The 12,087-nt window shown below is 72.1% G+C and carries 10 protein-coding genes; 8 read left to right on the top strand and 2 right to left on the bottom strand.

The window, feature by feature from the left end:
* Nucleotides 1-1,230, bottom strand: a 1,230-nt coding sequence (locus tag ACIBO1_RS10010; protein WP_396743525.1) for a glycosyltransferase, incomplete at its 3' end; no start/stop codon positions are given.
* Between the two features lie 24 nt (nt 1,231-1,254).
* Between ACIBO1_RS10010 and ACIBO1_RS10015 the strand changes: the two genes are divergently transcribed.
* From ACIBO1_RS10015 to ACIBO1_RS10050, 8 genes are all read left to right on the top strand, one after another.
* A complete protein-coding gene (locus ACIBO1_RS10015) occupies nt 1,255-2,115 on the top strand; it encodes an Fpg/Nei family DNA glycosylase (RefSeq protein ID WP_396743527.1) in 861 nt (286 codons plus the stop codon).
* Nucleotides 2,116-2,440: 325 nt separating this feature from the next.
* Nucleotides 2,441-3,952 (top strand): sugar transferase, encoded by a 1,512-nt coding sequence (locus ACIBO1_RS10020; protein ID WP_396744154.1) that lies wholly within the window; start codon nt 2,441-2,443, stop codon nt 3,950-3,952.
* Nucleotides 3,953-3,991: 39 nt separating this feature from the next.
* Nucleotides 3,992-5,218, top strand: coding sequence for a sensor histidine kinase (locus ACIBO1_RS10025; RefSeq protein WP_396697371.1), 1,227 nt, complete (start codon nt 3,992-3,994; stop codon nt 5,216-5,218).
* Entirely contained in the window at nt 5,215-5,994 is a 780-nt protein-coding gene (locus tag ACIBO1_RS10030; RefSeq protein WP_396743530.1) for a LytR/AlgR family response regulator transcription factor, read from the top strand. Before ACIBO1_RS10025 ends, ACIBO1_RS10030 begins: the two co-directional genes overlap by 4 nt.
* A gap of 220 nt (nt 5,995-6,214) precedes the next feature.
* Complete coding sequence (locus tag ACIBO1_RS10035; protein ID WP_396744157.1) at nt 6,215-6,583, top strand: hypothetical protein; 369 nt, start codon at nt 6,215-6,217, stop codon at nt 6,581-6,583.
* Nucleotides 6,584-8,224 carry a cation acetate symporter gene (locus ACIBO1_RS10040; protein ID WP_396743533.1) on the top strand — a complete coding sequence of 547 codons (1,641 nt, stop codon included), beginning with the start codon at nt 6,584-6,586 and terminating at the stop codon, nt 8,222-8,224. It begins immediately after the preceding gene.
* 158 nt (nt 8,225-8,382) lie between these two features.
* Entirely contained in the window at nt 8,383-9,147 is a 765-nt protein-coding gene (locus ACIBO1_RS10045) for an ABC transporter ATP-binding protein (protein WP_350698055.1), read from the top strand.
* Nucleotides 9,132-10,820, top strand: coding sequence for an ABC transporter permease (locus tag ACIBO1_RS10050; protein ID WP_396743536.1), 1,689 nt, complete (start codon nt 9,132-9,134; stop codon nt 10,818-10,820). The genes ACIBO1_RS10045 and ACIBO1_RS10050 overlap by 16 nt, the downstream gene beginning before the upstream one ends.
* Here the strand turns inward: ACIBO1_RS10050 and ACIBO1_RS10055 are convergent.
* Nucleotides 10,804-11,577, bottom strand: a complete 774-nt coding sequence (locus ACIBO1_RS10055) for an endonuclease domain-containing protein (RefSeq protein ID WP_396743539.1) — start codon at nt 11,575-11,577, stop codon at nt 10,804-10,806. The genes ACIBO1_RS10050 and ACIBO1_RS10055 overlap by 17 nt on opposite strands.
* Nucleotides 11,578-12,087 lie beyond the last annotated feature (510 nt).

A 12,087-nucleotide genomic window follows, 5' to 3' on the forward strand; every position in this document is an offset into this window, starting at 1 on the left:
GAGGCCACCGGGGCCGGCGAGGCCACCGGGGCCGGCGAGGCCACCGGGGCCGGCGAGGCCACCGGGGCCGGCGAGGCCACCGGGGCCGGCGAGGCCACCGGGGCCGGCGAGGCCACCGGGGCCGGCGAGGCCATCGGAGCCGACCGGAGCGGCAAGACCAACCGGGCCGGCGGGGCCGCCGGGGCTGGGCGGGGCGGCTGCCGAGGCGGCCACGGCCGGGCCGGTGCCGGCGGGTTCGCGGGGGGTGTCGGCACCGACCAGGTACGGGATGCCGCCCAGCGCGGTGCCGAGCACCGGCCTTCCGCTGGCCAGTGCCTCGATGATCACGGTGGGCAGCACGTCGTGCCAGGTGGAGGTCGCCAGCACCACGGCGCTCGCGTTCAGCGCCTCGCGGACTCCGGCCCGGTCGAGCGGGCCGAGGAAGGTGACGTCGGCACGTTCGGCCGCCGCCGCCTCGACCAGTGGGCGCAGTTCGCCGTCACCGGCCACGCGCAGCGGCCCCAGCGCGCCGTCCGGGTGTCGCCGCCACGCTTTCAGCAGCAGGTCGAGCCCTTTTTCGGGGGAGAGCCGACCGAGGAAGAGGAAGCCCCGGCCCAGCGGCGCGGGGGTGCCCGGGTCCGGGATGGCGTTGGGCTTGACCACGATCCGGTCGTCCGGGATGCCGTAGTCGCGCAGGTGGTCGGCGACGGCACTGGTCAGCGCGATGAACCGGTCCACCGACTTCCAGGTGCCCCGGTGCACGGCCAGGGTGGTCGCCATCAGTGCGCTCTGCACCCGCGAACCCCGGTAGCAACGGTGCACCACCGCAGGCACGCCAAGCGTCCGGCCCCGGCAGTCCTGGCAGATCACCCCGTCGCGGAAGTACAGGCCGGAGGAGCAGACCTGGCGATAGTTGTGCACCGTCTGCACCACGGGCACGCCGTGGCGGTGCGCGGTCCGCACCACCCAGGGCGAGAGCAGCGGGTACGGGTTGTGCAGGTGCAACACGTCCGGACGGTGCTCGGTGAGCAGCCGACTCAGCTCCTGCTGCGCCTGGGGGGCGTAGATCGGGGAGATCGGCAGCAGCGCCTTCGCCGACTTCGGCATCGACGGGATCTCGTCGGAGCTGCGCAGGAACGGCAGCACCTCGACGCCTGCCGCCGCGAGCTGGGCGATCTCCACGTCGACGATGGTGTTCTCGCCGGACGGCTGGGCTTCCCGGTACCGGTTGTGCGCCACCACAATCTTCACGGCAAAGAAGGCTACCGTTGACCTGTGCCCGAACTACCGGAGGTGGAGGCGCTCGCAGGCTACCTGCGGCAGCGCGCGGTGGGCCGGCGTGTCGACCGGCTGGAGGTCGCCGCGATCAGCGCCCTGAAGACGTACGACCCGGCACCGAGCGCGGTCGTCGGCCGGACCGTGACCGACGCCCGGCGGCACGGCAAGTTCCTCGATGTCGTCTTCGACGGCGCCCTGCACCTGGTGGTCCACCTGGCCCGCGCGGGTTGGCTGCACTACCGGGAGGCGTTCGCCTCGACCGTCCCGCTTCGTCCCGGAAAGGGGCCGATCGCCCTCCGGGTACGCCTCGACGACGGCTCCGGCTTCGACCTGACCGAGGCCGGTACGCAGAAGAAGCTCGCCGCCTATCTGGTCACCGACCCGCAGACGGTGCCCGGGGTGGCCAAGCTCGGGCCGGACGCGATCACCGCCGACCTGGGCACCTTCGCCGAGGCGCTGCGCAGCCGCCGGGGGCAGGTCAAGGGGATACTCACCGACCAGTCCGTCCTGGCCGGGGTGGGTAACGCGTACTCGGACGAGATTCTGCACGCCGCGAAGCTGTCGCCGTTCGCGCTGACCGACCGGCTCAGCGACGACCAGATGGCGACGCTGCACGCGGCGACCCGCCGGGTGCTCGGCGACGCGGTGACCCGCTCGCTGGGGCAGCGCGCCGCGGAGCTCAAGGGCGAGAAGCGCTCCGGGCTGAAGGTGCACGCCCGCACCGGGCTGCCCTGTCCGGTCTGCGGGGACACCGTCCGGGAGGTCTCGTTCGCCGATTCGAGCCTCCAGTACTGCCCCACCTGCCAGACCGGCGGCAGGCCGCTGGCTGACCGACGGTTGTCCCGACTTGTACGGTGAGTGACGTTGCTCATCGACTACGGAGCGGAATCGGACGTGGGTGCCGAACCGCCGCTCGGACGCTCTACCCGGGCCACAATCCATCGGTATAGTGGCCCGGTCCCCGGCTTCCGGACGGCGCGAAGTCGGCCAGATCCCAGGCGAACACGAGTCTGTCGCGCAATGTCCTCCGGGTCACCGACGGGCACGGACCCGCGTGGGAAGCTGGAACGGTGGGCGACGCGAGCCCTCACAGCGAGTGAGCGGCGCGTGTCATGCGGGAGGACATGGTGAGGTGACGACTAGCCTCCAGCGCCCGGTGACCAACGAAGGCCGGAGCAGATTCGTGCGGCACGTCGACAGCTTCGAGATCCAGCCGCCGACCCCACCCTCTACCAGCGGCGTACCGCGATCGGTGTGGGCGCGGGCGCGGCGACGCGTCTCCCGCTGGCACCGTCCGTACACGGCGATCCTGCTGCTGCTCGACTTCGCCGCCGTCGCCTTCTCCAGCTACACCGCGATCCACAGCTTCGACCAGGCCACCGCCGGTTTCTACGACGCGCAGAACGACCCGACCTGGTTCTTCACCGTGGCCTTCCTGCTGTTGCCGTTGGGTTGGCTGGTGGTCCTGTGGTTCAACGGCGCCTACGACCGGCGTTGTCTCGGGCTCGGGCCGGACGAGTTCAAGCGGGTGATCCGCGCGGGGGTCGCGGCCTGCGCCACGGTGTCGTTCCTCGCCTTCGCCACCAAGACCGACCTGTCCCGGTTCACCGTCGGCACCGCCCTGCTGATGGCCCTGCTGCTGATCCTGCTGGGCCGAATCCTGGCCCGTTTCGTGCTGCACGTGGTCCGGCGCAACATCCAGCAGGCGGCGCACCGGATGGTGCTGGTCGGCACGCTGCCGGACTGCCTGGAGGTCTACACGGCGGTCACCCGCAACCCGTCCGCCGGGCTGGTCCCGGTCGCCATCCACATCACCGACGGGTACGCGGCAGCCCGGGGCGTGCAGACCCCCGTCCCGGTGTACGCCGGCCGCGACGTACTGGCACTGGTCCGCGAAGTCGGTGGCGACACCATCGCGGTCTGCGGCTCGGCCAGCTCCGAGCCCGGCGAGTTGCGCCGACTGGCCTGGCAGTTGGAGGGCTCCGGGGTCGACCTGGTGGTGGCCCCGCAGTTGACCGACATCGCCGGCCCCCGGGTGCACATCCGCCCGATCGAGGGTCTGCCGCTGCTGCACGTCGAGGAGCCGACCCTGTCCGGGCCGGCGCTGCTGGCCAAGAGCATGATGGACCGGATCGCCGCCGGCCTCGGCCTGCTGATGCTGGTGCCGGTCTTCATCGCCATCGCCGTCGCGATCCGGATCTCCGACCCGGGTCCGGTCTTCTTCCGCCAGCCCCGGGTGGGGCACGAGGGACGGACGTTCCGGGTGTGGAAGTTCCGCACCATGTACGTTGACGCGGAGGACCGGCTGGCCAGCCTGACCGACCAGAACGAGACCGACGGCATGCTGTTCAAGATGAAGCAGGATCCCCGGGTCTTCCCGGTGGGCCGCTTCCTGCGCGCCTCGTCGCTGGACGAACTGCCTCAGTTGATCAACGTGCTCAAGGGTGAGATGTCGCTGGTCGGGCCGCGCCCACTGCCTGCCGACGACGGTGACTTCCTGGGCGACGTACGACGTCGACTGCTGGTCCGTCCCGGTATGACCGGCCTGTGGCAGGTCTCCGGCCGCTCGGACCTGTCCTGGGACGAGGCCGTCCGACTGGACCTCTACTACGTCGACAACTGGTCGCTGGCGTACGACCTGAGCATCCTGTGGCGCACGGTGGGCGTCGTACTGGCCCGCAAGGGCGCGTACTGACTCTTGGCCCGGCGGCCGGAAACGACCAGGATCGTCGGCGTGGGTGGCAACCTCTCCGCCGTCGTCGGCGTCATCTCCCTGGTCGCCGTGTTGGCCGGGGCGCTGTACGCCGTCGGTCGGCTGCGTGGTCGCCGTGGCATCGCCACCCCCGGGCAGCGGGCCACCTACGAGGTGCTGCACACCGCCGGGCTGGCCGCCGAACCGCTGCGTGCCGGACTGAACCCGGCCGGCGCGGCCAAGGCCGCCCGCCACCTGCGCACCCTGGTCGGTGCCGAGGGGCTGGCGTTGACCGACACCGACGATCTGCTCGCCTTGGACGGGCGGGGGGCACACCACGGTGACCAGCTACGCGCGGCGGCCCAGCGGGTGGTGGCGTCGGAGCGCTCGACGGTGCTCGGCGAGGCGGAGCTGTTCTGCGACCGCGTGGACTGCCCGGTGCGAGGCGCGGTGGTGGCCCCGCTGGCGGGCGCGGAAGGCCGGATAGCCGGTGCCCTGGTCGCCGTCACCGACGGCGTCCCCGCCCCCGGTCTGGTGCAGGCCACCCTGGAGACCGCGCACTGGGCGGGCAGCCAGCTCGCCCTCGCCGAACTGGACTCGTCCCGGGAGCGGCTGGCCCGCGCCGAGGTACGCGCACTGCGGGCGCAGATCAGCCCGCACTTCATCTACAACGCGCTGACCGCGATCGGCTCGTTCGTCCGCACCGACCCGGAGCGGGCCCGGGAGCTGATCCTGGAGTTCGCCGAGTTCACCCGCTACTCCTTCCGGGCGCACGGGGAGTTCACCACGTTGGCCGAGGAGCTGCGGTCGATCGACCGCTACCTGACCATCGAGCGGGCCAGGTTCGGCGACCGGCTCCAGGTCCGGCTCCAGATCGCCCCCGAGGTGCTGCCGGTGACCCTGCCGTTCCTCTGCCTGCAACCACTGGTGGAGAACGCGGTCCGGCACGGCTTGTCGCGCAAGCCCGGCACAGGCATGGTGAGCATCGAGGCCCGGGACGCGGGAGCCGAGTGCCACATCACGGTGGAGGACGACGGAGTGGGGATGGATCCGGCCACGTTGACCGCCGGGATCGCCGAGCTGGCCGGCGCCACCGGCGACCCCGGCGACGACCCGGGCCAGCACGTCGGCCTCTCGAACGTCGACGAACGGCTCAGGTCGGTCTTCGGTGACGGTTTCGGCCTGGTCGTGGAGACGGGCCTGGGCTCGGGAACGAAGGTGAGCATGCGGGTGCCGAAGTTCCACCCCGGCGTACGGGCCGGATCGTGACCGGCAACGGCGGCCCGGCCGCCCCCGGTTTCCTGCGCGTCCTGGCGGTGGACGACGAACCGCCCGCGCTCGACGAGTTGGCGTACCACCTGCGCGCCGACCACCGGGTGGCTCGCCTGCACACGGCCGGCGACGCCACCGAGGCGCTGCGGGTGCTCCGCGACGGCGACATCGACGTGGTCTTCCTGGACATCCGGATGCCCGGCCTGGACGGCATGGAGCTGGCCCGGGTGCTGCGCCGGTTCGCCCGGCCACCGGCGATCGTCTTCGTCACCGCGTACGACGACGGCGCGGCCGACGCCTTCGACCTCGGCGCCACCGACTACGTCCGGAAGCCGGTCCGGTCCGAGCGGCTCTCCGAGGCGTTGCGCCGGGTGGTCGGCTCGCGGGTGGTGCCCTCCCATCCGGCCGCGCTGGCCCGGGCTGAGGAGGACCCGACCATACCGGTCGAGTTGGCCGGCAGCACCCGGATGCTGCCCCGCTCGGCGGTGCGGTGGGTGGAGGCGCAGGGCGACTACGCCCGGCTGCACACCGTGGACGGCGCCCACCTGGTCCGGGTGTCGCTGGCGACGCTCGCCGAACGCTGGGCCGACGCCGGTTTCGTCCGGATCCACCGGTCGTACCTGGTGCAGCTCCGGCTGATCGCCGAGCTGCGGCTGGTCAACTCCGGGTACGTGGTGGTGGTCGACGGCACGGAGCTGTCGGTGAGCCGGCGGCACATCCGGGAACTCAAGGACAAGCTGGTCCGCGCCGCGAAACAGGAGTGGAGCCGCTGACGGTGTGACCGCCGTCCACCGGGTTATCCACAGGCTGCATCGGTTGTCCACAGGTTGTGCACAGCCCTCTTGACATTCCCGTCCGGCAGACGAGACTGCCGGGGTGGCCGCTGCCGACGATCCCGTCCCGGCGCCCGGGGCGGCGGCACGGCCCGGGGCGCAGCCCCGCCACGCCGACTCCGGTCGGGTGCCGCCGCAGGGCGGGCCCCCGACACCCGAGGTGCCCACGCGTACCCGGGTGGTGCTGGCCGAGGTGTCGCAGCGGCAGCGCCCGGCGGCCGGTACGCACACCGAGCTCACCCAGCAGACCCGGGTCGGTGAGGCCCTGGTCCGGGGACTGGTACGCGCCCAGTTGGCGCTGGCGTTGCAACTGTCGGCGGTGGTGCTGGTCGGGCTGGGCGGCCTGCCGTTGCTGTTCGCCATCGCGCCGTCGGTCGGGCGGATGACCGTGCTCGGCGTCAACCTGCCGTGGCTGCTGCTCGGCGCGCTCTCCTTCCCGTTCCTGGTGGCGGTGGGCTGGACGTACGTGCGGCTGGCCGAGCGCAACGAGCAGGACTTCACCGACCTGGTCCGGCGGCCGGAGCGCTGAATGGGCAACGACCTCGTCGTACCCGCGATCGTGGCGGTCACCCTGATCACCCTGGGGATCGGGTTCTACGGGCTGCGGCTGGCCCGCACCACCTCCGATTTCCTGGTCGCCTCGCGGGTGGTCAGCCCGACCTGGAACGCCGCCGCGATCGGCGGGGAGTACCTGTCGGCGGCGAGCTTCCTCGGCGTGGCCGGCCTGGTCCTCAAGTACGGCGTCGACGTGCTCTGGTACCCGGTCGGTTTCGCCGCCGGCTACCTGGCCCTGCTGCTGTTCGTGGCCGCACCGCTGCGCCGCTCCGGGGCGTTCACCCTGCCCGACTTCTGCGAGATGCGGCTCGGTTCCCGCCGGTTGCGGACGCTCGCCACCATCTTCGTGATCTTCATCGGGTGGCTCTATCTGGTGCCGCAGTTGCAGGGCGCCGGGCTGACGCTGGCCACGCTGGCCGGCTCGCCGTACCCGGTGGGTGCCCTGGTGGTGGCCGCGGTGGTGACCGCCAACGTGGCGCTCGGCGGGATGCGCGCGGTCACCTTCGTGCAGGCGTTCCAGTACTGGCTCAAGCTGACCGCGCTCGCCGTACCCGCGATCTTCCTCGCCCTTCAGTGGCAGTCCGACGGACGTCCGCCGGTGACGCCGCCCGACGGGCCGACGTTCCGGACCGCGACCACCGTCGTGGTCGAGCACCGCGCGGTGCTCACGCTGCCCGACGGTGAGACCCGGGAGGTACGCCCCGGCGACGAGTTGACCTTCGCGGCCGGTGAGCCGGTGCCGGAGGTCTCCGGGGTGGCAACCGGGTCCGCCGAGTGGCTGCTGCCCAGCACCGCCGCCGACGACGACCGGGGACTGTTCGCCACGTACTCGCTGATCCTGGCGACCTTTCTGGGCACCATGGGGCTCCCGCACGTCCTCGTACGCTTCTATACGAATCCGGACGGCGCGGCCGCCCGCCGGACCACGCTCGTGGTGCTGGCGCTGGTCGGGGTCTTCTACCTGTTACCCACGATCTACGGCGTACTCGGCCGGATCTACACCCCGCAACTGCTGGTCAGCGGGCAGACCGACGCGGTGGTGGTGCTGCTGCCCGAAGCGGCGCTCGGTGCCGGGACCACCGGCCGACTGCTGGCCGCCCTGGTCGCCGCCGGTGCCTTCGCGGCCTTCCTGTCCACCTCGTCCGGCCTGCTCACCAGCGTCGCCGGGGTGATCTCCACGGACGTGCTCGGCCGTGGCTCGGTACGCGGCTTCCGGCTGGCCACCGTGATCGCGGGCGGAGTGCCGACGGTGCTCGCGTTGAACGTCTCCGGGCTGGACGTCTCGCAGGTGGTCGGGCTGGCGTTCGCCGTCGCCGCGTCCAGCTTCTGCCCGCTGCTGGTGCTCGGCATCTGGTGGCGTGGGCTCACCGACGCGGGCGCGGCGGCCGGCATCCTGGTCGGCGGCGGCGCGGCGGTGACGGCGGTGCTGGTCACCGTGCTCGGCCCACCGCTGTCCGGCTGGCCCGCCACCCTGACCGCCCAGCCCGCCGCCTGGACGGTGCCGCTGGCCTTCACCGTGATGGTCGCCGTCTCGCTCGCCACCCGCCGCCGCGCCCCGACCGACATCGCCCGCACCATGCTGCGCCTGCACGCCCCCGACGCCCTCCGGCGGTAAGGAAGGGCCCCCTGTTAACGCCTGCGGTATAGGAAGGGTCCCCTGCTAACGTCCGTCGGCATGCAGGGGCGACGGGCGTGACGTCCGCCTCGCGGATGAGCCGCGAATCGTCCTCCGGTCGGTCGGTGCACTGGTCAGGACCGGATACGGTCGGGCTCATGACTGGTGAGCACCCGGCGCTGGCGCTGCGCGGCCTGGCGAAGAGGTTCGACAGCAAGATCGCGGTAGCCGGTGTGGATCTGGACGTGCCCGCCGGCTCGTTCTATGGCCTGCTCGGCCCGAACGGCGCGGGCAAGACCACCACGCTGTCGATGGCGGTCGGACTGCTGCGGCCCGACGCGGGTGGCGCCCAGGTGCTCGGGCACGACGTGTGGGCCGACCCGGTCACCGCGAAACGGCTGCTCGGCGTGATGCCGGACGGCGTACGCCTCTTCGACCGGCTGAGCGGGTCCGAGCTGTTGGCGTACCACGGCCTGCTGCGCGGCATGGACCCGGCGGTGGTCGACCAGCGCGCCGGGGAACTGCTCGACGTGCTCGCCCTCGCCGACGCCGGCCGCACCCTGGTGGTGGACTACTCGGCCGGTATGAAGAAGAAGATCGGCCTGGCCTGCGCGCTGCTGCACGGGCCGCGACTGCTGGTGCTGGACGAGCCGTTCGAGGCGGTCGACCCGGTCTCGGCCGCGTTGATCCGCGACATCCTCCAGCGGTACGTGACCGGCGGCGGCACGGTGGTCTTCTCCAGTCACGTGATGGAGGTCGTGCAGCGGCTCTGCACGCATGTGGCGATCCTCGCCGAGGGCACCATCAAGCGGGTCGGCACGCTGGAGCAGGTACGCGGCGAGCGCTCGCTGGAGGAGGTCTTCGTCGAGGTGGTCGGCGGGCGTACCGCCACCGGTGAGGAGCTGGCGTGGCTGTCTCAGTGACCGCCCCGGCGAAGCCGGTACGGGCCGTCTCGGCCCGGCACTTCGTCCGGCTCAAGCTGCGGGTGATGGCCAACAACTTCCGTGGTCAGGGCTGGCGGGTCGCGCTGTTCCTGATCGGGTCGCTGTTCGGGCTCTGGATCGCGGTGGGCGCCTTCTTCGGCCTGGCCGCCCCCGGGCTGGCGGGCAACGACACGTACGCGCTGCTGATCGCCGCGCTCGCCGGCAGCCTCACCGTGCTCGGCTGGATGCTGCTGCCGCTGGTCTTCTTCGGGGTCGACGAGACGCTCGACCCGGCCCGCTTCGCGCTGCTGCCGCTACCCCGCCGCACCCTGGTCAAGGGGCTGTTCGCGGCGGCGCTGGTGAGCGTACCGGCGATCGCCGCCCTGGTGGCGTTCTCCGGCCTGGTCGTCACCGCCGGCGTCTTCGGCGGCTGGTCCGCCGCCGTGGTGGCCGCGATCGGGGTCGTCCTGGGTCTGCTCGTCTGCGTCGCCGGTGCGCGGGCGGTGACCAGCGCGTTCGCCACCATGCTCCGCTCCCGGCGGGTCCGTGACCTGGCCGCCGTCCTGCTGGCGGTGCTGGCCGCGATGCTGGGGCCGTTGCAGATCGCGGGTGTGGCCGCGCTCGGCGAGGTCGACTGGGACCGGTTCGTCCCGGTGGCGACCGTGCTCGGCTGGACCCCGCTGGGCGCACCCTTCACGGCCGGCATCGACCTGGCTCAGGGCCGGGTCTGGGCCGCACCGCTGAAGCTGGCGATCGCCGTGCTCACCATCCTCGCGCTGTTGGCGTGGTGGTCGCGGTCGCTGGAGTCGGCGATGGTGGGTGCGGCGAGCAGCGGACCGGCCCGGGTCCAGGCGGGACCGGCCGGTGGCGCGGTCGCCCAACTGTTCCCCCGTGCGGCCGGCTGGCTGCGCCGGGACCAGTTCGGCGCGCTGGTCGCCCGGGAGGCCCGCTACTGGTGGCGGGACGCCCGGAGGCGGGCCAACCTGATCACCATCGCGGTGGTCGGTCTCTTCGTGCCGGTCATGGTCAACTTCGGCGCGCAGGGCTTCGCCTTCGACAGTGATCAGGGCTTCAGCGTCGGCGACTCGTCACCGGTGCTGGTCAGCGTCTCCATGCTCTTCGTCGGGCTGCTCGCCGCCGTCACCCTGGCCAACCAGTTCGGCTTCGACGGCAGCGCGTACGCCGCGAACGTGGTGGCCGGCGTACCCGGTCGGCAGGAACTACTCGCCCGGATGGCCGCCTTCTCGCTCTACGTACTGCCGATGCTGGCCGTGGTCGCGGTGGTGATCGCACTGGTCATCGGGGAGCCCGCGTGGATCGGGTTCATGGCGGGCGCACTGGTCGCCACGTACGGCGTCGGGCTGGCCGTCAACTCGTTCATCTCGGTGCTCGGCGCGTACTCGCTGCCGGAGACGAGCAACCCGTTCGCGATGAACAGTGGTGCCGGCGTGGTCAAGAGTCTGCTGACGCTGCTGTCGATGGTCGTCACCGCCGTGCTCGGCGTACCGATGGTGGTGGCCGCCGCGCTGCTCGGCGACACCTGGCTCTGGCTGGGCCTGCCGCTCGGCGTGGCGTACGGCGTGGGTGCGGCGCTGCTCGGCGCGTACCTGGCCGGCGACACCCTGGACCGCCGCCAGCCCGAACTGCTGGCCACGGTCACCCCGCGCCGCTGAACGACGGTGAGACGTGGCCCCGGGAGCGAAGGGCGGCCTGGACCTCGGCGACGAAGCCCGCGAAGTCCGCACGGAGGCGCTTCGCGGTGACGTGCAGGATGATCCAGTCGCGGCTGACCAGTCGGTTGAGCCGTCTGCGGTCCGAGTGGAACTGCTCCGGGTCGGCGTGCCAGAGCCCGTCGTACTCCACCGCCACCCGATAGTCCGGCCAGGCAAGATCGAGACGAGCGACGAAACGGCCTTGGTCCGACACGACCCACTGGGTACGAGGCCGGGGCAGCCCGGCCAGCACCAGCCGCACCCGGGTCCGTGATTCCTGGGGCGACTCGGCGCCAGCGTCCGCGAGGTCGACCGCCCCGAGCATCGCCCGCCAGCCACGGCGACCCGCCCTCGCGAGCGCGTACCCGCGTAGCGCAGACACGTCGGTGAGTCTGCGTGCCAACAACGCGTCGATGACCACCACCGCCTCCACCAGGTCGAGCCAGAGTGCCAGGTCCCAGCAGGTACGCACGGGGGACGTGACAGCCGTGCCCGCGCGATCGAGGACGTCCCCCGGGTCGATCGGTCCGCGATGGATGCGCAGACCAGCGATGACACCGACGCGTACGTCACGCGGCACGATGACGTCCACCGGCTCGTCGGGGGCGACCTGGGCGCACCCGTAGAGTGCCGCAGCGGATCGACCGGCGATCGCCCCGGCTGGCGGGATCAGCCACCGGCCGGCAGCAGTGCACCTGGTCCGGTGGGTGACGGGCACCTTGGCGTCCGCGTACACATCTCGAAAGAGCGGACGCCAGGCGGAACTGCGGAGATCGTTGCGGGTGAGCAGGCCACTTGTGATCGCGTGAGACCCGCGGAAGATGCGCCCCCGCAACTGCGGAGGCCGACGAGGCGATCTGGACATGCCATCGACGATTGCAGTCACCAGGCCCCGCGCGCTGCCCCTGTGGATAACGCGGCCACCCGTGCCGCCGCCTGTCGGCGGCCCCACCCGATCACGGGCGGGCCGCATGATCATGGACGGCCCACACGAACACGGGCGGCGCACGAACACGGGCGGCGCACGAACACGGGCGGCGCACGAACACGGGCGGGCCGCATGATCACGGGCGGGCCGCATGATCACGCTCGATCCTGGATCGAGCGTGATCTTCCGAGCATTGGGCACGCCGCACACGCCGCCAGTGAGGAGATCAGCCGGGTTGCGGGGCCCGATGCCTCTCGGGCCAGGTCGAGGGAGGCTCGCTCACGGCCCGCAAGACCCGGG

Source organism: Micromonospora sp. NPDC049903 (assembly GCF_044460945.1).
Taxonomy (GTDB): Bacteria; Actinomycetota; Actinomycetes; order Mycobacteriales; family Micromonosporaceae; genus Micromonospora.